The following is a 21,093-nucleotide window of genomic DNA, read 5'->3' on the forward strand; positions in this document are numbered from 1 at the left end:
AATGAGGATGAAAGCAGTTGTAACAATGAAATATGGTTCACCAGAAATGCTTCAGCTTAGAGAGGTTGATAAACCAGTACCCGATGATAATCAAGTGCTCGTCAAAGTACACGCCGCGTCATTAAATAAAGGAAATATAGTCATGTTGCGAGGTGAGCCTGTTCTTGCACGCCCTTTCATTGGTCTAACAAAGCCAAAACACCCCATTCCTGGCGGTGATATGGCCGGGATTGTTGAAGCTGTTGGAAAGAATATCAAAGACTTCCAAGTGGGGGACGAAGTATTTGGCGACTTGTCGGCTAGCGGCTGGGGGTCTTATGCTGAGTATGTTGTCGCTCCAGAGAAAGCACTTGTTAAAAAGCCTCGTAATCTTTCATTTGAAGAGGCTGCTAGCGTCCCAATGGCCGCAGTAACTGCATTACAGGGGCTAAAGAAAGGAAATATCAAGCAAGGGGAGAGGGTGCTGATTTATGGTGCATCCGGTGGAGTAGGCACCTTTGCTGTACAAATTGCGAAGGCATATGGAGCAGAAGTGACAGCATTTTGCAGTGAGCAGAAAAAAGAAACGGTAGAGTCGCTTGGGGCAGATCACGTATATGATTATAAGAAAGAAGATTTAACCAATCATACAGCAAGATATGACCTGATAATTGGGGTCAATGGCTACCAACCCATTTCTGTTTATAAACGTGCACTAAGCCAGGCTGGGAGGTATGTGATGATAGGTGGATCAACTGAAAAATTATATGAATCGATGTTTTTAGGAGCGTGGCACTCTTTGTTTGGAAAAAAGAAAATGACGAATTTACTGCAACGGGCAAATAAAGAGGACTTGGAAGAAATTCGGAAGCTGCTGGAAAGAGAGAAGCTGAACCCCGTTATAGATAGAGTTTTTCCGCTAAACGACATTCAGAATGCTTTTCGTTATATGGAAGAAGGGCATGCGAAAGGCAAGGTTGTTATTACGATATAATGGTTAGTTATTTAATATAGAAGGGAAATAAGCGAATGAACCAGCATAAGTTCAACGCTAGAATTCTTGGGGTGCTATATATTGTTGCTGCTGCAGCTTCAATCATCGGTCTCCTTTTATATGATCCGATTTTAAATCATGCAAACTATCTTGTCGCGGGTGCGGAAAATAAAAACCAGATTATATTGGGGGCTTTATTTGAATTACTATTGGCCTGTTCTGCAATAGGAACCGCGATTATGTTTTTTCCGTACCTAAGAAAACAGAATGAAAGTATCGCTCTAGGGTATTTATGTTTCCGCTTTTTCGAAGCAATACTGATTGTTGTTGGAATACTCTGCGTGATCTCCATCTTAGGATTAGGTTTAGAATACGTAAGTTTAGCAGATCCAAATACTAGTGCATTTCAAGCATCGGCAGTACCGTTTTTAACGATTCATGAATGGACGTTTATGCTTGGTCCAAACTTCATGCTTGGTATAAACACTTTCATGTACAGTTATTTACTTTTTCGTTCCAAGCTTGTTCCAAGATCGCTTTCCATCATTGGTCTTGTTGGATCGTTCTCCGTATTTGCTGCAGCATTGTTAATCATGTTTGACATCATTGAACAGGTATCTGTTTGGGGAGGGTTGCTGGCCCTTCCAATCGCGGCATTTGAAATGACGCTAGCTTTCTGGTTGATTGTAAAGGGATTTAATTTACAAACACTTTAATCTGTTAAGAGTGTGCATCTAGATAGAGAGAGTTGGACTGATTACTTGTTTGAAAGAGTTAAGATAAAATAAAAATGAGTAAAAAAGAGCAGTTTTTAGCTTTTTTTACTCATTTTTATTGTAAATTCTCATTAGGAATTATAGATCGAGGTAAGCCATAATATGGTAATTATTAATAACGTGATTTACCCTTCTTTTTTTCTTTCCTTTGCTTATATGCTAACCAAGCCGTTTTTAAGGAAGAATAGGTACCGACAGCTGCAGCTCCATAAAAGGCACCCATAAAAAGGCCAGCCCATAAATTTCCTCTATGGCTAATAAAAATAGAAATTAAAAATCCTAAGATGCTCGCTATCGTTGGAAAATATTGACGAGGTATGGGAAGCAGTTTAAAACATTGAGTTAATATAACAACAGCTGGTACAGCAATAACTCCATCCCAAAAATTAGTATGAATGGTTGGAAAGTCCAAAATATCCCTCCTATTTTTCCTTAATATGCCTTATAACAAGAAAAGTATAACCACTATACAGAGTAAAAACGAAAAATAGTAGTGTGAAAATAAATATGCAATAGCTGCAGAGGGGATAGAGCACTTATTTAAAAAGATCACCAATACATTGGTAAGAATACTCTCCTTTTACTGACTGTTATGAAAGCAATTATGCTATAATCCAACTGTCGAACAATTTTCATTGTTATAGACAATATTCGTTTAGGAGGTAGTTATTATGAAAAATAATTGCTTAACACTTTATAAGGGGAGTACGAGAAACTAATTAAACGGTTTAGCGTTCCCCAAATTCGAAAGGGGAAAATGATTTGAATCAAATATTATTAGTTATTGATGCACAGCAGGAATTACTGGATGGAAATCAAGAAGTTAGTCCCATTTACAATAAGGAGCAGCTAATCAGGAATATAAATAAAGTGATTGATAAAGCTAGTCAAAAAGGTGTTCCGATTGCGTTTGTAAGGGATCTCGATGTTGCTGAAGGAGAAGGTAGCGGTTTTCAAATCCACAGTGAAATCCATGTACCGGTTGAAGCAAGAATTTTCGATAAGTCTGCAACAAATTCCTTTTATAAAACAGGTCTGCTTGAATATTTAAAATCACAGCATATAGAACATATTGTGATGATGGGCTGTGAAACACAGCACTGTATGGATAGTGCAGTCAGAACTGCAACCATTAGCGGATTTGATGTAACGTTAGTGGAGGACGGACATTCGACATTAGGCAATGACGTTTTGAGTGCAGAACAAATTATAAAGCACCACAACACCACCCTTCACGGTCACTATAATGTGGACCATTTTTCTATTGTAAGAAATTCAGAGGAAGACTTATTTGATCCAACGCATTATTATTATAGGGAAAATGAGTAGTAGATTTAATATTGTAATGCTCATTGTGCGAAGGCAATCTTGTGAGTGGGCCAAGTATTAATAATTGGTAGGAATGACGATATTGTGAATGAGGCTGGGACATAACTAAATGTTTTAATCTAAAAGACGAACGAAGCACCAAATTAGTGGAGGAAATATACGTAGACTCCTCGAAAAAGAAAAGCACTTTTTCTTCGTGCGATGTATCGCTGCCGAAGCCTTCCTTGTCCTGCGGGAAAAGCAACAAGCGAAGACCCCGCAGGAAGTGCAAAAGGTTCAAAGGCTAAGATCGCCCCTTCCTGGGGCAACGCCTTTATGACCAACGTCCTGTTGGCCCGAGGCTGAGACGTTGCCCGCGGAAAGCGAAGTATATTTCCGGAACGGTATTTCTCCACTAAGCATCGTTCGGATTTTTCTTTTTGATGAAACACTTTTGACCCAGGCTCATTTGATTCTATTCATTCACTTCAATGAGAATAAAATAGTACCAATGAAATAACCAAAATAAGCAAGAATAATCCCGAAACCATATGTAATTAGCAAATAAAAGATAAATAGTCTTATTCGTTTTTGTATATAAAGACGAGTCAATTCTAGTTTTACAGTAGAGAAGGTAGTAAATGCTCCCAAAAATCCAGTTCCAAATAGGAGAGCTATGAATATATCGGCTTTTATCCCTGTTATGATACCTAATAGAAAGGCTCCAGTTAAATTTACAGTTAGAGTTCCAATAGGGAGTCGGGATAATGTCTTCTTATTGAGATGCTTGCTAATGGAAAAACGGCCAATTGCCCCCAAAAAACCTCCAGCACCAACTATAAATATATGTAAAAACGTCAAGTCTTTTGGACCTCCTCACTTTCCATATCAAATCCTAACCTGCTCATGATCAATCCCCCAGTAATACTGATAAAAACATATAGAAATCCTAAGAAAAGATTTTCATTTCGAAACAATTCCACTGTCTCTACACTTAATGCTGAAAAAGTAGTAAAGGAGCCAACAAAACCCGTTCCAATTGCTGTTGTTAGATGAGATGGCAAAGTAGTTTTCCTAAATATTCTGGTAGTAAGCACAGCCAAAAGATAACTTCCAAATAGATTAATAAACAATGTGGCATAAGGGAAAGAACTAGCAGTAAAAAAGGTAACACCAATTAAATATCTTAAAATAGCCCCAAAAGCTCCAGCAATGCCAACCCAAAAATAAACCATTTCATCCCTCCTAATAAAAATGCAAATAAAATAACTTCTGCCAAGAAAGCAGAAGTGAGTTAGTGAATGGCAGTAAGGTGACAAACCTCAACTATGACCTTGCATTTTATTATTATATATCAGGTTTTCCTATAAAAGAAATATTTAGTGATATCCTAGTTCAAGCACCATGATCGATTGAAGTGTGAACTTTAAATAACATGAAGACAGAAATAGGATAGAAATAGAAAGCTGTCTGACTCAGCACCAGACAGCTTATAAATAGTGAATTAATCAGCAGGCTCTACCGGTCTTAGTTCGCTTTCAATTACCCACTTATGATTGAATACTTCTTCACCACCATTTGTGGGCTTAAAGTTAACCATATATACCGTTGTATCTTCAGCAGAATCAATGGTTGCTTCTGCTCCGTCCATTCCCTCCATATGATCTGCGTTTAGAGTAACTTCCGTACCTGGTTCTAATGGTTCTTCACCTGGGTTCTCAAGTTCTTCATGGATGACCCATTTATGGTTTTCGACAGGTTCACCACCATTTGTTGGCGTATAAGTTACTGCATATGCAGTCGTATCATATGCCTCTACTATTTTAGCCTCTGCACCTGTCATGCCTTCCATGTTCATATGTTCTGCCGTAATAATTGCTGTCGTGCCAAATTCATAGGTTGGATTCTCCGCCATATCTAACTCTTCAGGAACATCTCCATCACTGGACATATGCTCGGACATAGATTCATCAGAATTGCCATCGGCCGTTTCTTCATTTGATGTATTACTTTCATTGTTCATGCCTTCTTCTGTATTCGTTTCCTTATTATTTTGGTTTTCGTTATCCTCTGTTTCGCTGTTGTCACCTGTACAAGCGGCTAAAAGGAAGGAGACAATCAATAGGATCATCCCAAGTAAAAGTGTTTTGTTTTTCATTCTGTGTCCTCCTCAATTTTGTCTTATAAATCATAATACCCTTTGACAGTATCTTTATAACTTTCATGAGTGAGGAGGGTACTGAGGAAGCTGGGCATAAATAATAAGGCATAGAAAATATATAAGCAGGGAGAGTGGCTATTATAAAAATATAAAGAAATTTAATTTACATAAATACAATAGGGGGGTACGGTATGCTATAATTAATTTAAATGAAGATAAAATATTAGAAATGGAATAAAAAACGTTAAGCATAATGGTCAGGAATCCCTTAGTAGGGCGTTAATTTCTGTTGAAAGTCATAATCCTTAGCTGTACATACTCCATTACTGATTAAAAGGAGAAAAAATGAATATCCTTATTTATGTTTATAACGGTATAACAATGCTAGATGCCATTGGACCTTATGAAGTTCTACGGAATATCGATGGAGCAGAAGTAAACTTTGTTGCTGAAAAAATTGGAAGTATTACAGCAGATTCTGGCTTCATTGATTTAAACGTGAAGCATACTATCGATGATTACTCAGAAGCTGACATTTTGTTAATCCCCGGCTCTACTATCTCTTTTATGAAAGAGATGAAAAACAAAAACGTATTAAATTGGATCAAGGATATAGATAAAACTACAAAATGGACAACCTCTGTATGTACTGGATCGCTCATACTTGCTACAACAGGATTGCTAAGAGGGTTAAAAGCAACATCACATTGGAAGTCGATTCAACTATTAACTGATTATGGAGTAATTCCAACAAAAGATAGAATCGTAGAACAGGGGAAGTATCTCACTGCTGCAGGAGTATCTTCTGGAATAGATATGGCACTATATTTATCGTATCAACTTGTGGGGGAGAAGGAAACGAGAGCAATACAACTCACGATAGAATATGACCCTGACCCGATATTTGATTCGGGTAACTTGTCCAAAGCTGATAAAGCAACTAAGCATCTAGCTGAGAAAAAATTATCTAAGGTGGCTTTTAAAAGTCTTGGATTAATAGGAATGATGAATCATGCGAAAGGGATATTGAAGATGATGAAATAATAGTTTAATTGGTTTTGGGGGAAGTGAGAGCTAAGAAGAAGTGGCACAATGAAAGGTTACAGAAAATCAACTGAGAAGGTGCGAATATCGATGCAAACGAGGGTGGAATCACCGGGAGGCAGACTGCACCCGGCGTAAGAGAAGTAAAATCAGCACTTAATGTTACGATTATCCCATCCCACTAAAACGCTCCACCATATAGTCAATAAAATAACGACTGGAAATAGGCATTGTCTTTCTATTTCTAAAAGCAATTGCAATCGTCCTTACTATGGAATGCTCCATCTTCTTGGCAACCAGCTGGTAATTGACTTTCCGTAAGACAAGTTCAGGCAAGATGGAGATTCCTAAGCCATTCTCTACCATTGACATGATCGTGTAATCGTCGTGGACACGATATTGAATGTTGGGCTTAATCCCTTGCTCCTTAAAAATCTCCAATGGTTCACTTAGTTCTCCTTCATCGAGCAAAATAAATGGCTCATTCGCTATATCTTCCGCAGTTATCGTCTCTTGATCGACTAATGGGTGGTTGTATGGTAAAACGACGAGCATTTCGTCACTTGTTAATGAGATCGTTTCTAAATCAGTCACCGCATCAGGATTAACAAAGCCAAAGTCCACACTGCCTTCTTTAATATATTGAATAATACTTGTGTATTCCCCTTGCTGCAGATGAAAGTGAACAGAAGGGTAATTCTTCTTAAAATCCTTCATGAAAAGGGGCAGCCAGTTACTGGAGACACTCGAGAATGTACCGATTCGGATATTGGCATGCTCTAAACCTCGCATTTCTTTGCTCTTCTCCACCAGTTCTCGCTGCGCATAACACACTTTTTTAATATATGGAAGAAACTGTTCTCCATCTGGTGTAAGGCTGATGCCACTTCGTGAACGAAAAATTAGGGTAGTTGACAGCTCAGCTTCCATGGTTTGAATCACCTGGCTCACAGCTGATTGGGTATATCCCAAGTCATTTGCTGCTTTGGTGAAACTTCCTCTTTCAATGACTTTTAAGAAAATCTCATAACGGTTCATGCCAATCTCCTTCTCATTAATAGATTTGATATAATTATTATATATATTAATTTTACTAATGTAAAATAGTCTGATAGAATCAAAGGAATTTAGAACATCAGGAGGAAATGCAAATGAGTACATGGAGAGAAGGGGCAGTAAATGGGATTCCAATTGCGCTTGGATACTTAGCAGTCTCTTTTAGTTTTGGGATATTGGCAAAAAATGCGGGACTCTCTGCAATGGATGCTGTAATCATGTCAGGGACAAGCCTTACTTCAGCTGGACAATTTGCTGGTCTTACGCTGATCGCAACCTCAGCCGCCTTAATGGAAGTAATTTTCGCACAGCTTATCATTAATTCCCGTTATTTTCTTATGTCCGCATCACTATCACAGAGAATTGATCCAAGTACACCGATTAGCCATCGAATGATTATGGCCTTTGGGATTACCGATGAAGTATTTGGTGTTTCAACGGCAGTAAAAGGAACATTAAGCCCTTTCTATACCTACGGGGTAATGAGTGTGGCCATTCCGGGGTGGATGCTTGGGACGTTTCTTGGTGCCTATTCAGGTGACATTTTACCTGGCAATATGGTCAGTGCATTAAGTATTGCGCTTTATGGAATGTTAATTGCAGTGATTATTCCGCCAGCAAAAGGGGATAAGGTGCTGAGTGGAATCATTCTTATCTCTATGGTAGGAAGCCTATTATTTAGTGTGATACCACTTCTGCAAATGATCTCATCAGGTGTTAAAATTATTGTGTTAACGTTCCTTATCGCTGGGATAGCAGCTTATCTTTTCCCGGTAAAGGAGGAGACAGAGCATGAGTAATGTTTATCTATATTTATTGGTAATGGCAATGGTAACCTATCTCATTCGTGTTCTTCCGCTTACTCTAATCCGGAAAGAAATTAAAAATACATATGTTAAATCATTTTTATACTATGTACCATATGTAACTCTTGCGGTGATGATTTTTCCTGCTATATTGGATGCCACCGCTTCGCCTGTATCTGGATTAGTCGGATTTGTCGTAGCGATTATTATTGCCTATTACGGTAAAGGGCTGTTTACTGTTTCCTTGTTTGCTTGTTTATCCGTTTTTATTGTCGAATGGTTCCTATAGAAATTTATCAAGACCTAGCAGAAACTTGCTAGGTCTTTTACTTCATGGTGGTTATATATTAACTATTATGACTTCTTGATAAAAGCGTAAAAGCCAGTTGGTTCCACTATTTCTTAAAAACTACATCTAACTAGTCACTATTTTTCATGCTGCATTCATGAATTTAGTAATAGGGACAAAGACTGAAAATTCTTCATTAAACATTAACTTTCGGTTAACGCTTGGTCAATAATTGTCTATTAAACTAGAATTGTAGTTGAATTTGAGAGGAGAGGTACAATGTACAAAAAAATAGGTGTAGTGGCACTGAGTGCTGGTCTTGTATTGTCTGGATTAAACTTGGGTGTTGCGGATGCGGCTAAGCCGGATCATGCTCAAGGAAAAGGAAATAATAAAGGAAAAGTAGAAAATGTAATCTATATGATTCCAGATGGATTTAGTTCCGATTATGCTGCAAATTACCGTGTTTACAAAGGGGAAGAAGCGGTTTGGGACAAACACTTGAAAGGCATGTATACAACGCATTCTGCTAATAGCGATATAACCGATTCCGCAGCAGCTGGTACAGCAATGGCCACTGGTGAAAAAACGAATAATGGTGTGATTGGCCTTGATGCGGATGGAAATGAGCTAAAATCGATTCTTGAAGCATCCGAGGAGGCTGGTAAATCTTCTGGTCTAGTGGCGACTTCTACGATTTCACATGCAACTCCAGCTTCTTTTGTAGCAAATGTAGAAAGCCGTAACAATGAAACAGAAATTTCTAGACAACTAGTTGAGAGTGACGTGGACGTGATGCTTGGCGGAGGAAAAAGTAACTTCCTTCCAGTCTCTGAAGGTGGAAACCAAGAAGAGCGTAATCTAGTAGAAGAAGCAGAAGAAAAAGGCTTCGAATTTGTAGAAACTCGTGATCAGTTAGAAAATCTAAAAGACTTAAATGTAAATAAGGGAGATAAATTACTAGGTCTATTTGCAGACGATGCACTTGCTCCTGAACTACAACGCGGGGAAACGGAAGAACCAAGCCTTGCTGAAATGACAGGACAAGCGATTGACGTTTTAGAAGAAGATAAAGATGGATTCTTCCTCGTTGTAGAAGGCAGTCAAATTGACTGGGCTGGTCATGACAATGATGCAGCATGGGCCATGTCCGATGTAGCAGCCTTTGAAGAAGCGGTAGAAGAAGCAATGGAATTCGCGAAAAAAGATGGAAAAACTTTAGTAGTTGTTGCTGGTGACCATGACACAGGTGGAATGACGACTGGTGCAAATGGATCTATGGAATTGAACGCTGATGTTCTACGCAATGTAACTGCAACAGGGGATTACATAGCAGCACAATTAAATGAAGAGCGTTCCAACGTAAGGGAAGTAGTAGAAGAATATACTGGAATTGCTTTGGCGGAAGAAGAAGTACAAGCTATTGCGGACTCAAGCAATCCTTCCTTAACGATTAATACAATTGTGAGTGACTATGCAACAATTGGCTGGTCAAGCACGAACCATACTGGGGCAGATATCCCGCTTTATGTATATGGACCAAATGCCGATAAGTTTGTTGGATTCCATGATAATACAGATTTACCGAAGATGATTGCAGATGTAATGAAATTAAAATAAGAAACATAGGGGTGCTAATCGGATGATTAGCACTTTTTTTATTGTTTGTCAGATTAACAGAATCTTTACAATGAAATGATTGACTTTGCTATCCTTTACCTTTATAGTTGTATGTACAAACAATAATGTTAGACAATTCGGAAATGAGGAAAAACTATGTTGAATCGCTACTTGGAAGAATGCTTATATTTTACCGCCAGCAGACTCACTCGAGTCGTCACCAAGATGGCAGAGGAAGAATTTTCGAGAACCGGACTGGCACCAACTTATGCGTTTTTGATGATGGCGGTGTTGGATAAAGAAGGAATTACACAAAAAGAGTTAGGGGAAATCTTGCATTTGCAGCCGTCTACGGTGACAAGACTTATTGAAAAGCTGGTAAATAAGAGACTGATAGAAAAGCAGGCGGATGGCAGATCAACCCGCATTTTCTCCACAGAAAAGGGAAAGGAAAGGGAAGCATCCATATACGAATCCTGGAAAAATCTCCGTGCATCCTACAATGAAATCCTTGGGGAGAAAGAAGGGGATGAATTAACTTTGCAACTTAGCCGCATCAGTGAACAATTGGAGAAAATGAAGTGATAAAAGCTTCATTTTTAACATAAATTTGTTTGTACATACAACTATAAGCTTAAGGAGGTGATTTTAAAAGCTGTCGTTAGATTACCTGAATTGTATGTACAAACAACATAAAAGGAGAATGAAAATGAAAAGAACACTGATTATTAATGCTCATCCTAGAGTGGACTCAGAGGATTCCATTAGTTTGAAGGTAGGGAAGCATTTAATCAAAAGTTACAGAAAATCTGGTAAAAAGGTGATACATCAAATCAATCTTTATCAAGACTACGTGCCAGCAATTGATGGCTTGTTTTTAAAAGCATATGACAACATGGAAAACGGCATTGCTTTGGAAGGAGATGAGGAGCAGATTCTGCATCGGATGGCGGAGATAGTAATGCAATTCAAGCAGACTGATCGTTATGTTATTGTGATGCCACTGCATAATTGGAACATCCCATCGAAATTGAAAGATTATATGGACAATATCATTCTTCCGCGTGAGACATTTCAATACAGGAAGGACGGGGGGATAGAAGGGCTGCTTACTGGTGACCGAAGTGTGCTTGTCATACAAGCGAGCGATAATGATTATAGTAATAACGATTGGAATACCGATCTGGAATTTTCCCACTATTATCTTCAAGCAATGTTTCAACTTCTAGGAATCAACAACTATCACATCATTCGAGCACAAGGGAATGCTATTTACCCCACCGATCAGATCTTAATGAAAGCATATAAAGAGGCAGAAGCAGTTGCAAAAGACTGGATTGCCGAGGATGAATCTCTGCATGCTATGGAAAGAAGAATGTAATGGATTTTTATAGCTTTCTCGTAGGCATTCATGTTACCTCAGCTATTATTGCCATCGGACCTTTATTTATCGTTCATCACTTATATAGAAAACCAAAGGATAAGCAATCGTTCCTAATTGCGCATGTGACAGCAGGTAAAATAAGCAGAGGGATTGATGCTGGATTTGGTTTACAACTAGTAACAGGTTTATTGATGGGGGTATTGCATCAAGCGTTGTTTCAAATGCTGTGGTATAATCTGTCGATTAGCTTATTTTTCTTTACAGGATTGTATTTTAACTTTGTGGTGAAACGGAAGGTGGAAGCCCTACGGAAAGTCGTGGACTCTTATGAGGGGACAGAAATTCCCTCCGCGTATTTCTCTTCCTTAAAGAAGGTAGCGGCATATGAGTGGGGTGGTAAAGGATTGGTCTGTGCTATTATTCTTTTGATGGTTTTTAAGCCTTGATTTAATTGGCGCATTTTATTTGATAAAGTGCGCCTTTGTTTATGCTGGGAGCCTTTTCCCTTTTTTATTTATCAACTAGGCCTTACCTGTAGGGTTGCTACTAGGTGCTTTTGGATGGAAGAGAAGGTGGATGTTTATTTGAGGAAGTATTATAAGTTAGAAAGTAAGACAATAGTTTAATATATAGTAAACGGGAAGAAGGGACCAAAGGAACCTATCCCTCCGTCCCTTCATACTAAAAATTTATTCTTATAATGACTCAAGGCTAACAAAGGAAAAATATATCGGTAACTATGGTAATGGAAGTAAAGTGCTCCTGGCAATCCTTGCCCTTTTGGATAGGAAAAGGTCCAGTCCTTTATATCAGCATTGTCCAGTAAAAATGTTACTCCCGCTTGTATTTCGGGTGTGACTTTGTCAGATGCCGCAATGAGCGTATCCAATGCCCAAGCAGTTTGTGTTAATGTGCTGACTCCAAGTGGGGTATATGTTTGATTGATATCACTATAGCAAGATTCTCCCCATCCTCCATCTGGATTTTGAATGTCCCTTAGCCATTTTAGTGATTTTTTAATGTAAGCATGCTCGGTATCAACACCAGTTGAAATCATACCGGTTATGGCAGCCCATGTTCCGTAAATATAGCAGATTCCCCATCTACCATACCAGGAACCATTTTTTTCTTGATTGCTCTTTAACCAATTCACTCCATTTTTTATGGCGATATGTTTATTAGACAAGTTGGTATAGTTTCCGTAAAACTCTAAGGTTCTTCCTGTTAAATCTGCGGTAGAGGGATCCGTTAATATATATTGTATTCTTTTAATTGGAATAAGCTTTACGATCTTTTTATCCACATTTTTTTCAAAAGCACCCCAGCCACCATCCTGATTTTGCATGGAAAAAATCCAGTTGATGCCTCTGTCCCATGCTTGTCGATAAACAGTCTCATTGCGAACCAAATGGGTGATGGATCGTAAGGAGGCAGTTGTATCGTCTATATCTGGGTTCATGGTGTTCAAATCAGAAAATCCCCATCCTCCTGGGTTTGGGGCTGGGTTATGAATCATCCAGTCACCGTAACGGGAATGTTGTCGCGAAAGTAAGTAGTGGTTTGCTTGTTGAATCATTGGATCATTCCATGGAATACCAGCGCGTTGCAGGGAATCATTGATTAAGGATGTATTCCAGACGTTGGCCGTTGTGAATTGCATGTGCGTATGACCGTCAATTTGGGTGGCCATCCCTTTTAAACCGTCTATTGCTTTTGTTATGATGCGATCATTTTTGGGAAACTTGAGAGCTAATAAGGCAAAAATCATCAGAAAGGTAGAACTAAAAAAATTGTAGAATGTTCCATCCGGTTCGATTCGGTCAAAGATGTATTTTTTCGTCTGTTGTATAGCCATCGTATGAATGGATGCAGGGAGACCAATGTTATTTTTAATTCCTTGTTGAATAAAGGTATGAAAGGAGCGTGACTCCCCGGAAGGATTCAGGAAGAATTCGTCATTTTCCCGTGAGAGGAACAAATTAGAAAGGTCGGGGCTTCTTTTTGTTTTCATCGCGAATTTTTGGTCGGCTAGGATTAACATCGGAGCAATGTGCGCTCTTCCGTAAACAGGGAAATCAAAAAAGTTGATAGGGAAGGATAATGGCAAAAGAATAAATTCGACTGGAATTGGAAAAAATGTGGGCCATTTATATTGACCGGTTAAGGCGAGCATGATTTTTGCAAACATATGACTTTTTTCAATTCCGCCCCATGCCAATATTCGCCTTCTTGCAGCTGCCATTTCTTTATCTCCTTCATGTCGGTAACCAGAATACAAAAGAGCATAATAGGCTTCAACGGTAGCAGTTATATTTCCGTTTTTCTCATCATCAAAAAGCTTCCAGGCCCCGTTTTTCTCCTGCCTGCTAAGTATTCTTTCTACTAAATCTTGAATGAGCTTTTCATCATTTATTTCTAAGGTGCGCAGCAAAATAATCATATAAGCATCCGTAGAGAGGCCTGATTCAAAAGGATAATCCCAGGATCCATCAGGGGATTGGTCGTTTCTTAGTACCTCGACAATTCGATTGATTTCATCCTTTATTCTGCTATTCATAGTTACACCTCCAAACAGCTATATCATTTTATTCCATCGCCTTTGTAAAAATTCCAAAATCCCTAGAACACGGCCTGTTGCTTTTATAACTTTTCATCATTTATTTCCATACACATCCATAACATATTTAGTAAAGGAGTGATGCTCCATCATTCAATGTTTAACAAAGAAATTGGTCAGTCAAAAAATTACTCCTGAACTAACTGCAATAAAAAAGGAATTAACGAAGAAGTCGAGGCCCACGATTCAAAAACATCAATTGAATGATATGGAAAATGAATTAATTCAATACATTCTTCGGGAAACGAAAAATAGAAATGTAAATAATGTAACAAGAACGAATTCATACTTGGATTTTTATAAAAGGTTCCCTGAAATTCATTGGGCTTTTCTAGGACATATGGTTTCTCGAAACGGCGGATGGAATATGACCGATTTAAAAGGGAGTCTATTAACCAGATTATTATCTTCGGAGGAACAGGAGGCGTTTTTCACTTTTTTAGAGCGAGGCAATTGGTTGATCTTTCAAGATATTTATCCGCAATTACTGCTTTACGAAGAAAGTGTAAAAAGAAACACCAATCTATTTTACCTCTTACCATTCTTTCACGTCTCCTTTTTCATGAGAGTGATTTGGGATTACTTCTATGTAATCAAAGATCGATTCCTTTTGACGGTTGCACTTATTGTCAATGAACAAAGTTATTTGGAGAAGCGAGTGATTCAGAATGCTCATTATAAATCTACTGTACTCGAAACATTAGAATTTAAATTACAGGAGTTATTGAGCTTAAACCAAATTATTTTCCCTTCCCTCGATAGGAAGGGGATAAAAATCATTGGTCAAACCATTCACCAATTTGCCTCTTTACATGATCGGATTTTGCTCGGTAAACGTTTATATGAATTACTTTTTGATAGAGAAAACTTTTTTTCTATTTATAAGTGGGCAACCCAACATCCTCACACAGGTTCGAGAAAAGATTTTTGGCCTCATTTATTCAATGATATTGATGAATCCGTACCTTGGGGTTCTTACCAGCGAAGAATAAAAGACTGCCGCATCAAACCAAACAGCCCAAAATTATATAGTCCCATCCTCAAATTTGCGTGGAAGAATAGGGAACAGAAAGAAGCGGAGGAAGGAGATTGGTATTCCGATTGGAGAGTCATTCATTATTTGAAAAAGGACAATTTTAAAGGAAACGGAGCTATTTACCATGAGTATTGTAAAACACTTGAAAAAATCGAATTTTCCATCCTCGCGAAAGAAGCAATATTACCGAAAAAATCAAAGAATTAGTACCTATTTATCTACCATTATTTTTGCCTCATTCATAGGAACATATTTAGATCTTTTGCTGGTCGGAGCAGGTTTGTATGACTATCCAAGGCGTCCGTTTCCAGAAATATTTACCATCAATATCTTATTCACGCTTTGTATACTGCCGTTATTTTACCTTATCATTATTTTTATATTAAAAAGGTTACATCAATTACCTAGGTATCTTTTCCTGATTATTTGTAGTTTATTTGTATACATAGCAGAACATGCAGCAGAACAATATGGTTTATTTAGTCATACCTCTTATTGGAAACTTGAATATTCCCTTTTTGGTTATTTTCTTTTCTTTATCGTTATTTGGAAATTTTATAGCTGGCTCGAAGATTAACAGGGGGAGGGTTCTCTTACAAAAAAGTCTATTCCTGCCGTAACTATTCAAGGTGATCATTAAGTTTGATCGCCTTTTTCTTTTGTAAAAATTCTATTAAATATAATGTTATTATTTGTTTTTTAGCTAAGGTAAGTTCATTTGACGTATTGTAATTCGAACAAAAAAACCACTTAACCAAGAAGTGGTTAAAATCCAAGTTCCTCAATCTGCGTTTTCAACTCAGTGATATTCTCAATGGTTTGATATATTTCCGAGTACTGTAACTCCTCTAACGCTACTTCTCCATTTTGGACTACATTCTCAGTAATATCGAGAAGTTGTTGATTCTTTTCCAAAAGATTTTGATGTAGACCATCTGCAATTGCAGGAGCGTCCATTTCATTAAATTCTATAATCGATTTTTCTATAGCTAACAGTTGTGTTTCTAACTCTTCTTTAGCTGCTGGATCAGAAGCTGCTTGATTCATAAGACCCGAAGTTTCTTCCGCAAAATTGCTTAAATCATTAAAGTACTCAGTTGCCTGAGTCGCGTAATTTAATGTATCATTCGTTTCCTCAAAAAAGGAACATCCAGTAAGTGCTATTGAAAATACTAAAAGTATCATTATTCTTTTCATGTGAATCTCCTTTCGAGTACTTTTATTTTAACTTATTTATAGGGATTTGTCCTTATTCAAAGGGGATTAACTAAAGGCGGAGGAAGAAATAAGTCATTTCAGAACCTGCCTCTTACCAAATGAAAAAGAAACAAATTCTTTCCTTGCATAATCATCTTCCTTAAAAAAACTAAAACTTTTTCAACCCAATACCCCCAACTAAACACTACCTTTCGATTATAGAAGTGAATAAGAAGGAAAGGAGGGGGAAATCCATGGATAAAGAAGTAATGAATGTGAAGGAAATAGCTGATTATCTTGGATTACATACAGATACCGTTTATGACCTGGTTCGTGATAACGCGATTCCACACTTCAAAATTGGGAAACGCATTCTATTTTCAAAAGAAGCGATCGAGAATTGGATACGAAGCCAAATTATGGACCAATCGGAAAACCAATAAGAATACGAACTGAATCATAAAAAAAGAGGGAGAGAAAAAAATGAATTATATTAAAGAATTAAATGCCTTTCGTAGTTGGAAAATGTTTAATGATTTGCCTACTGGAGCTGTTGCGCTTTGGTATTCTTTAATGGCTGTAAACAACCAAGTTGGCTGGAAGAAACGTTTTAATGTACCCAATCCCACTTTACAAATGCTTACTGGCTTATCGAAGCAAGGCTTAGACTATGCTCGTAAACGGTTAATCGAAGGCTATTATATAAAATATGAATCAGGAAAAAGAGGACAAGCACCTGTTTATCAAATGAATTCTATGACAGAGAAAATGAAAGGAGATGGAGACTTGGTTGCTGGCCAAACGGTATACCAATCACCATACCCATCCAATCCCTCATTAGAGTCCCCATCCCATAACAACAGCTTGCCCATACCTAAAAAGAAACAAGTAAGTAGTAGTAGACATACGCCCGATGCTTATACGGTATACGAACAGAACATTGGCATTCTAAAACCAATCGCAAGAGAATCTTTTCAATCCTGGTGCGATGATTTAGGAGATGAAATGGTCATCTATGCGATTGAACTTGCGGTGAAATTAGATGGGAGAACGTTTAGCTATGTGGAGTCTATCTTAAAGGAATGGGCGAGCAATCATTTCGAAACTCTAGAACAGGTAAAGACTTTTGAGAGACAAAAGTCAGAAAGGAAGCGAAAGACGGTTGCTTTTCCTAAAAAGGAGAAAGAGAAGAAGGGGTTGTTTCAGGAATTGAGGGAGGAGGCGAAGCACAATGACTGAGAATGAAGGAATAGAAGTTTTAGAAACCATAGCAGAATTGTATCCCCGTTTTGATCTAAACAAGCGAAAAGCCAAGGTCTTACTTCCTCATTTAATGGAAATGGAATACAACGGAGTAATGGAAAAACTGTTTTCCTATGTTACGGAAAATCCTTACCCACCTACAATAGCAGAAATTGCTGTTTATCCACCGAAACCTTATGAGGGGGATGAAGAAATCCGGCGCTGGGAAGAGGAAGCAGCAAAAGTACCACAGGAAGTAAAGGATAGATTTTATAAAGTGTTCGAGCAACTTGTGAAGGATAAAACGGGCCAATGAAACTGGAAAACTATGAAGCAGAAGTGGCGGTGTTAGGTTCCATCCTCTTAGAAGGAACGCTGTTTCAGGATGTAAAACTGCAACCCTATCATTTTGCAAATGTGGCCCATCAGAAGATCTTTCGCGCGATGAAAGGGGCATTTAATCAGAAAGAGATGATAGACATCGTAGTCGTTACTACTCACTTAGGAGAACAAATGAAAGAGGTGGGGAATACGACATACCTGCTGAAAATGGCAGAGTCTGTTCCCACTACTGTTAATTTCAAGCATCATGAACAATTAATTCTGGATGCCTATCTGCTGAGAAAAGCAAAGGAGCAGGCATTGAGATATGTGCAAGCGCCGAGTGAAGAAGGGCTTCATAAACTGATTCGAAATCTACAATACCTTTATGAAGCAACAGATGATATGGAGGAGAAATCAACATATGATTATCTATTAGAAATCAGCAAGGAAATGCAAAGTCCTAGTAAGCATAAGGCGAATCTTACCTCTTATAAAGTACTGGACGATATGACAGGTGGCTTACAAAGGGGAGACTTAATTATATTGGCTGCACGTCCTTCTGTTGGGAAAACAGCGTTCGCCTTGAATCTTGCTGCTGGACATTGCAAACAGGGTGGCAGCACGACTGTGATTAGTCTTGAAATGGGATCTATCCAGTTATTGAAGCGGATGATTTCTTTAGAAAGCGGGATAAACAGTCGCAAATGGAGAGGAAATACGTTTAGTCAGGAAGATTTCAGCTCGGTGTCTAGAACGATTGGAGAAATGGCTGAATGGGGGATATTTGTCCATGAGAAAAATCGTACCTTATCTGATATACGAACGACAATCCGGAAAAGAATTTTTGAAAATCCTGGCAAGAATCATGTGGTGATTATTGATTATTTACAACTAATTCAACCGGAAACCAAGAGGGAACGTCGAGATTTAGAAGTGGGAGAGATTACAAGAGAATTGAAGCTTCTTGCCATTGAACTTAACATCCCGGTCGTCCTTCTATCCCAGCTTTCTAGAAATGTAGAAGCGAGAAACAACAAACGGCCGATGCTGTCCGATTTAAGAGAATCGGGAAACATTGAGCAAGATGCAGATATTGTAGCATTCTTATATCGAGAGGATTATTATCATCCAAACTCAAAAGAAGAGAATGTAACAGAATTAATTTTATCCAAGCATCGGAATGGACCGACTGGGACGGTGATTCTGCATTTTGATAAAGAGATGGGGAGATTTTCAGAAATGACCGAGAAAGAGTATAAGGAGAAAAGAGGTGCGAGAAGTAGGGAGGAGCAGAAGCAAAGAAGATTGCATTCTGTGTAACAAAAAATTAGTTAATCATCTTTATTGGTAAAAGAAACACTTGGTAGATTGCAAGTGTTTCTTTTACCGACCTCATATCGCATAATTAATTTCTGAAAAGAAAAAGCTCTCAACATCCATGCGTTTTAACAATACTAAAAACAGGTTCACTGCTCCTGCTCTATATATGAATAACCCCTTAATTCCTCTAACAATAGACCTGCTGCTTCTATGGCTTTTTTGTCATGAACAATTTCGCCAGGTTTATTTGCCTGGCCTAAAATATACCCCTCAAATGGAATGCCGATAAAATTAAATATATGGTTGAATTGCTGAATCATCGGCAAGCCCTTTATATGTGGCTCATCTCCACCTACTCCTATAACATAAGCTTGTTTTAAGGACATTTCCCGTTTAAAGTCTCCATTTGTTTCCTTAAGGGATTGTGACCATCGATCAATAAAATTCTTCATAATTCCAGACATGCTATACCAATAGATCGGTGTTGCAAATAAAATCACCTCATGCTTTTGTATCTGTTCGATAATCCATGAGTAATCGTCACCCATGTCATAAAAGCCCTCAGCAGTATGACGCAAGTCCTCAATAGGACGAACCTTAAAATCCTTGAGAAATATTCTTTCAACATCCAGCCCTTTTACAGCTAACTCTGTTAAAATTTCTGTATTTCCATTTTCCCGGGTACCGCCGTAGATAATGATTGTCGACATGATAGCATCTCCTTTAATACATTGTTTTTGAATAATACTTATCTTATAATAAAATTACTAATCGATGAAGATGATTATTTCGATAGTTTCAATCGATAAATTCGATTAAGAGGTGGAGACCATAGATATTAAACAATTAATTACATTTAAAACAGCTGCTGAGAATTTGAATTTTACAAAGACTGCTAAACTATTAAACTTTGCTCAATCAAGTGTCACATCCCAAATGAAAGCACTGGAAACCGAGCTAGGAATTCCTTTATTTGAACGGATTGGGAAAAGGCTGGTTTTAACGGAGTATGGGAAAAAATATAAATTATATGCAGATAAGATGATTATGCTTACGAAAGAGGCTGAATGGGCAATTAGTAATCATAGAGAAACAACAGGCACCCTTGTTATTGGGGCACAGGAAAGTCAATGCACTTATAGATTGCCGCCTATTCTAAAAGAATTTAAGGAACAGTTTCCTAAGGTAAAACTAGTGTTTAAACCTGCTCATTCTGATGAGATATCAAGGCGGGAATTATTGCAAGGTAATCTCGATATTGCATTTATCACAGATACATCTAAGCCCAGTGAAATTTTTTATATAGAGCCACTTATTCAAGAGAAGATAAAACTGGTTGTTAACCCAGACCATCCATTGACTCAAAAATTAAAGGTTCTCCCAAAAGATTTAGAACATGAAACGCTATTACTTATGGAGAATGGTTGCTCTTACCGAACGCTGCTGGAAGATACTCTTGATTCTTTTGGAGTTCATCCAAAGGATATATTGGAATTTTTAAGTATTGAAGCGATGAAGCAGTGTACTATTGCAGGACTAGGGATTGCGGTCTTGCCGGCTATGGCAGTAGAAGAGGATATTAATAATGGAAGAATGAAAGAGTTATCTTTGGGGATAGTCAATCAAACTATTTACACTCATATCGCTTGGCATAAAGATAAGCAAATGATTACTCCTTTTCGCGAGTTTATTGAATTAAGTCGCGAACAATTCAGCAAGCTCCATGTAGATCAAACGATATAACAAGCCATTCCTATAAAGAAAAACATCACATTTTGCTTGAGTTGACAAAATGTGATGTCTTTAGCTACCTCAAATCTATGCTGACTGTTTCTTCACTTTGGTATATGTTTGGTTACACAGTTGGAAATGATTTTTCAGCAAGAGAACTTCCCATTCAAAAGCAGGAAGTGGCTGATAGGAAAAACATAAATGAATTT

At 38.0% G+C, this 21,093-nt stretch carries 25 protein-coding genes; 17 read left to right on the top strand and 8 right to left on the bottom strand.

Annotated features, from left to right (window positions below; genetic code table 11):
- Nucleotides 1-7 precede the first annotated feature (7 nt).
- Together D8M04_RS11500 and D8M04_RS11505 are read left to right on the top strand one after the other, a co-directional pair.
- Nucleotides 8-973, top strand: a complete 966-nt coding sequence (locus D8M04_RS11500) for an NAD(P)-dependent alcohol dehydrogenase (RefSeq protein ID WP_121523053.1) — start codon at nucleotides 8-10, stop codon at nucleotides 971-973.
- 35 nt (nucleotides 974-1,008) lie between these two features.
- A complete protein-coding gene (locus D8M04_RS11505) occupies nucleotides 1,009-1,689 on the top strand; it encodes a DUF4386 domain-containing protein (RefSeq protein ID WP_121523054.1) in 681 nt (226 codons plus the stop codon).
- Nucleotides 1,690-1,861: 172 nt separating this feature from the next.
- Here D8M04_RS11505 and D8M04_RS11510 read toward each other — a convergent pair whose 3' ends face one another.
- Complete coding sequence (locus D8M04_RS11510) at nucleotides 1,862-2,161, bottom strand: hypothetical protein (protein WP_121523055.1); 300 nt, start codon at nucleotides 2,159-2,161, stop codon at nucleotides 1,862-1,864.
- A gap of 350 nt (nucleotides 2,162-2,511) precedes the next feature.
- Between D8M04_RS11510 and D8M04_RS11515 the strand changes: the two genes are divergently transcribed.
- Nucleotides 2,512-3,078: a cysteine hydrolase family protein gene (locus D8M04_RS11515; protein ID WP_121523056.1), complete on the top strand. Its 567-nt coding sequence runs from the start codon at nucleotides 2,512-2,514 to the stop codon at nucleotides 3,076-3,078.
- Between the two features lie 462 nt (nucleotides 3,079-3,540).
- On the opposite strand, the gene D8M04_RS11520 is transcribed toward D8M04_RS11515, so the two are convergent.
- The 3 genes from D8M04_RS11520 to D8M04_RS11530 all read right to left on the bottom strand — a co-directional run bounded on the left by D8M04_RS11520 (nucleotide 3,541) and on the right by D8M04_RS11530 (nucleotide 5,215).
- Nucleotides 3,541-3,918 (bottom strand): fluoride efflux transporter FluC, encoded by a 378-nt coding sequence (locus tag D8M04_RS11520; protein ID WP_121523057.1) that lies wholly within the window; start codon nucleotides 3,916-3,918, stop codon nucleotides 3,541-3,543.
- Nucleotides 3,915-4,292 (bottom strand): fluoride efflux transporter CrcB, encoded by a 378-nt coding sequence (gene crcB / locus D8M04_RS11525; RefSeq protein WP_121523058.1) that lies wholly within the window; start codon nucleotides 4,290-4,292, stop codon nucleotides 3,915-3,917. The genes D8M04_RS11520 and crcB overlap by 4 nt, the downstream gene beginning before the upstream one ends.
- A gap of 269 nt (nucleotides 4,293-4,561) precedes the next feature.
- A complete protein-coding gene (locus tag D8M04_RS11530) occupies nucleotides 4,562-5,215 on the bottom strand; it encodes a YdhK family protein (RefSeq protein ID WP_121523059.1) in 654 nt (217 codons plus the stop codon).
- Between the two features lie 348 nt (nucleotides 5,216-5,563).
- Here D8M04_RS11530 and D8M04_RS11535 point away from each other — a divergent pair, with 348 nt between their 5' ends.
- Nucleotides 5,564-6,262 (top strand): DJ-1/PfpI family protein, encoded by a 699-nt coding sequence (locus tag D8M04_RS11535; protein ID WP_121523060.1) that lies wholly within the window; start codon nucleotides 5,564-5,566, stop codon nucleotides 6,260-6,262.
- A 168-nt stretch (nucleotides 6,263-6,430) separates the two neighbouring features.
- Here the strand turns inward: D8M04_RS11535 and D8M04_RS11540 are convergent, their stop codons facing one another.
- Nucleotides 6,431-7,300 (bottom strand): LysR family transcriptional regulator, encoded by an 870-nt coding sequence (locus D8M04_RS11540; protein WP_121523061.1) that lies wholly within the window; start codon nucleotides 7,298-7,300, stop codon nucleotides 6,431-6,433.
- 113 nt (nucleotides 7,301-7,413) lie between these two features.
- Here D8M04_RS11540 and D8M04_RS11545 point away from each other — a divergent pair, with 113 nt between their 5' ends.
- From D8M04_RS11545 to D8M04_RS11570, 6 genes are all read left to right on the top strand, one after another.
- Nucleotides 7,414-8,118 (top strand): AzlC family ABC transporter permease, encoded by a 705-nt coding sequence (locus tag D8M04_RS11545; protein WP_121523062.1) that lies wholly within the window; start codon nucleotides 7,414-7,416, stop codon nucleotides 8,116-8,118.
- The gene (locus tag D8M04_RS11550; protein WP_121523063.1) at nucleotides 8,111-8,413 is read left to right on the top strand and encodes an AzlD domain-containing protein; all 303 of its coding nucleotides are present in this window, start codon (nucleotides 8,111-8,113) and stop codon (nucleotides 8,411-8,413) included. Before D8M04_RS11545 ends, D8M04_RS11550 begins: the two co-directional genes overlap by 8 nt.
- 279 nt (nucleotides 8,414-8,692) lie before the next feature.
- Nucleotides 8,693-10,033, top strand: coding sequence for an alkaline phosphatase (locus tag D8M04_RS11555; RefSeq protein WP_121523064.1), 1,341 nt, complete (start codon nucleotides 8,693-8,695; stop codon nucleotides 10,031-10,033).
- A gap of 156 nt (nucleotides 10,034-10,189) precedes the next feature.
- Nucleotides 10,190-10,618: a MarR family winged helix-turn-helix transcriptional regulator gene (locus D8M04_RS11560; protein WP_121523065.1), complete on the top strand. Its 429-nt coding sequence runs from the start codon at nucleotides 10,190-10,192 to the stop codon at nucleotides 10,616-10,618.
- Between the two features lie 124 nt (nucleotides 10,619-10,742).
- Nucleotides 10,743-11,414 carry an FMN-dependent NADH-azoreductase gene (locus tag D8M04_RS11565; protein ID WP_121523066.1) on the top strand — a complete coding sequence of 224 codons (672 nt, stop codon included), beginning with the start codon at nucleotides 10,743-10,745 and terminating at the stop codon, nucleotides 11,412-11,414.
- Complete coding sequence (locus D8M04_RS11570; RefSeq protein ID WP_121523067.1) at nucleotides 11,414-11,863, top strand: DUF2269 family protein; 450 nt, start codon at nucleotides 11,414-11,416, stop codon at nucleotides 11,861-11,863. Before D8M04_RS11565 ends, D8M04_RS11570 begins: the two co-directional genes overlap by 1 nt.
- Before the next feature lie 230 nt (nucleotides 11,864-12,093).
- On the opposite strand, the gene shc is transcribed toward D8M04_RS11570, so the two are convergent.
- A complete protein-coding gene (gene shc / locus D8M04_RS11575) occupies nucleotides 12,094-13,974 on the bottom strand; it encodes a squalene--hopene cyclase (RefSeq protein WP_121523069.1) in 1,881 nt (626 codons plus the stop codon).
- Between the two features lie 172 nt (nucleotides 13,975-14,146).
- Between shc and D8M04_RS11580 the strand changes: the two genes are divergently transcribed.
- Together D8M04_RS11580 and D8M04_RS20730 are read left to right on the top strand one after the other, a co-directional pair.
- Nucleotides 14,147-15,277 (top strand): DUF2515 family protein, encoded by a 1,131-nt coding sequence (locus D8M04_RS11580; protein ID WP_246001189.1) that lies wholly within the window; start codon nucleotides 14,147-14,149, stop codon nucleotides 15,275-15,277.
- A complete protein-coding gene (locus D8M04_RS20730) occupies nucleotides 15,195-15,647 on the top strand; it encodes a CBO0543 family protein (RefSeq protein WP_425464017.1) in 453 nt (150 codons plus the stop codon). The genes D8M04_RS11580 and D8M04_RS20730 overlap by 83 nt, the downstream gene beginning before the upstream one ends.
- Nucleotides 15,648-15,835: 188 nt before the next feature.
- Here the strand turns inward: D8M04_RS20730 and D8M04_RS11585 are convergent, their stop codons facing one another.
- Entirely contained in the window at nucleotides 15,836-16,267 is a 432-nt protein-coding gene (locus tag D8M04_RS11585) for a DUF6376 family protein (protein ID WP_121523071.1), read from the bottom strand.
- Nucleotides 16,268-16,521: 254 nt separating this feature from the next.
- On the opposite strand from D8M04_RS11585, the gene D8M04_RS11590 reads away from it, so the two are divergent.
- From D8M04_RS11590 to dnaB, 4 genes are read left to right on the top strand one after another with little or no spacing between them, the layout of a single operon-like run.
- Nucleotides 16,522-16,710, top strand: a complete 189-nt coding sequence (locus D8M04_RS11590; protein WP_121523073.1) for a helix-turn-helix domain-containing protein — start codon at nucleotides 16,522-16,524, stop codon at nucleotides 16,708-16,710.
- A gap of 40 nt (nucleotides 16,711-16,750) precedes the next feature.
- Nucleotides 16,751-17,506 (top strand): DnaD domain-containing protein, encoded by a 756-nt coding sequence (locus tag D8M04_RS11595; RefSeq protein ID WP_121523075.1) that lies wholly within the window; start codon nucleotides 16,751-16,753, stop codon nucleotides 17,504-17,506.
- Nucleotides 17,499-17,825: a replicative helicase loader/inhibitor gene (locus D8M04_RS11600; RefSeq protein WP_121523077.1), complete on the top strand. Its 327-nt coding sequence runs from the start codon at nucleotides 17,499-17,501 to the stop codon at nucleotides 17,823-17,825. Before D8M04_RS11595 ends, D8M04_RS11600 begins: the two co-directional genes overlap by 8 nt.
- Entirely contained in the window at nucleotides 17,822-19,153 is a 1,332-nt protein-coding gene (gene dnaB, locus D8M04_RS11605; protein WP_121523079.1) for a replicative DNA helicase, read from the top strand. The genes D8M04_RS11600 and dnaB overlap by 4 nt, the downstream gene beginning before the upstream one ends.
- Nucleotides 19,154-19,299: 146 nt before the next feature.
- Here dnaB and D8M04_RS11610 read toward each other — a convergent pair whose 3' ends face one another.
- Nucleotides 19,300-19,863 (bottom strand): flavodoxin family protein, encoded by a 564-nt coding sequence (locus tag D8M04_RS11610; RefSeq protein ID WP_121523081.1) that lies wholly within the window; start codon nucleotides 19,861-19,863, stop codon nucleotides 19,300-19,302.
- Nucleotides 19,864-19,984: 121 nt separating this feature from the next.
- On the opposite strand from D8M04_RS11610, the gene D8M04_RS11615 reads away from it, so the two are divergent.
- Nucleotides 19,985-20,896 carry a LysR family transcriptional regulator gene (locus D8M04_RS11615; RefSeq protein ID WP_121523173.1) on the top strand — a complete coding sequence of 304 codons (912 nt, stop codon included), beginning with the start codon at nucleotides 19,985-19,987 and terminating at the stop codon, nucleotides 20,894-20,896.
- Nucleotides 20,897-21,093: the final 197 nt, after the last annotated feature.

The sequence above is a fragment of the Oceanobacillus piezotolerans genome, from assembly GCF_003665065.1.
GTDB classification, from domain to species: domain Bacteria; phylum Bacillota; class Bacilli; order Bacillales; family Amphibacillaceae; genus Oceanobacillus; species Oceanobacillus piezotolerans.

Bases quoted from the DNA above. Each gene is read 5' to 3' on its own strand.
- D8M04_RS11500 (WP_121523053.1), top strand. From the start codon at position 8: ATGAAAGCAGTTGTAACAATGAAATATGGTTCACCAGAAATGCTTCAG.
- D8M04_RS11505 (WP_121523054.1), top strand. From the start codon at position 1,009: ATGAACCAGCATAAGTTCAACGCTAGAATTCTTGGGGTGCTATATATT.
- crcB (WP_121523058.1), bottom strand. From the start codon at position 4,292: ATGGTTTATTTTTGGGTTGGCATTGCTGGAGCTTTTGGGGCTATTTTA.
- D8M04_RS11530 (WP_121523059.1), bottom strand. From the start codon at position 5,215: ATGAAAAACAAAACACTTTTACTTGGGATGATCCTATTGATTGTCTCC.
- D8M04_RS11535 (WP_121523060.1), top strand. From the start codon at position 5,564: ATGAATATCCTTATTTATGTTTATAACGGTATAACAATGCTAGATGCC.
- D8M04_RS11540 (WP_121523061.1), bottom strand. From the start codon at position 7,300: ATGAACCGTTATGAGATTTTCTTAAAAGTCATTGAAAGAGGAAGTTTC.
- D8M04_RS11545 (WP_121523062.1), top strand. From the start codon at position 7,414: ATGAGTACATGGAGAGAAGGGGCAGTAAATGGGATTCCAATTGCGCTT.
- D8M04_RS11550 (WP_121523063.1), top strand. From the start codon at position 8,111: ATGAGTAATGTTTATCTATATTTATTGGTAATGGCAATGGTAACCTAT.
- D8M04_RS11555 (WP_121523064.1), top strand. From the start codon at position 8,693: ATGTACAAAAAAATAGGTGTAGTGGCACTGAGTGCTGGTCTTGTATTG.
- D8M04_RS11560 (WP_121523065.1), top strand. From the start codon at position 10,190: ATGTTGAATCGCTACTTGGAAGAATGCTTATATTTTACCGCCAGCAGA.
- D8M04_RS11565 (WP_121523066.1), top strand. From the start codon at position 10,743: ATGAAAAGAACACTGATTATTAATGCTCATCCTAGAGTGGACTCAGAG.
- D8M04_RS11570 (WP_121523067.1), top strand. From the start codon at position 11,414: ATGGATTTTTATAGCTTTCTCGTAGGCATTCATGTTACCTCAGCTATT.
- shc (WP_121523069.1), bottom strand. From the start codon at position 13,974: ATGAATAGCAGAATAAAGGATGAAATCAATCGAATTGTCGAGGTACTA.
- D8M04_RS20730 (WP_425464017.1), top strand. From the start codon at position 15,195: ATGAGTATTGTAAAACACTTGAAAAAATCGAATTTTCCATCCTCGCGA.
- D8M04_RS11585 (WP_121523071.1), bottom strand. From the start codon at position 16,267: ATGAAAAGAATAATGATACTTTTAGTATTTTCAATAGCACTTACTGGA.
- D8M04_RS11590 (WP_121523073.1), top strand. From the start codon at position 16,522: ATGGATAAAGAAGTAATGAATGTGAAGGAAATAGCTGATTATCTTGGA.
- D8M04_RS11595 (WP_121523075.1), top strand. From the start codon at position 16,751: ATGAATTATATTAAAGAATTAAATGCCTTTCGTAGTTGGAAAATGTTT.
- D8M04_RS11600 (WP_121523077.1), top strand. From the start codon at position 17,499: ATGACTGAGAATGAAGGAATAGAAGTTTTAGAAACCATAGCAGAATTG.
- dnaB (WP_121523079.1), top strand. From the start codon at position 17,822: ATGAAACTGGAAAACTATGAAGCAGAAGTGGCGGTGTTAGGTTCCATC.
- D8M04_RS11610 (WP_121523081.1), bottom strand. From the start codon at position 19,863: ATGTCGACAATCATTATCTACGGCGGTACCCGGGAAAATGGAAATACA.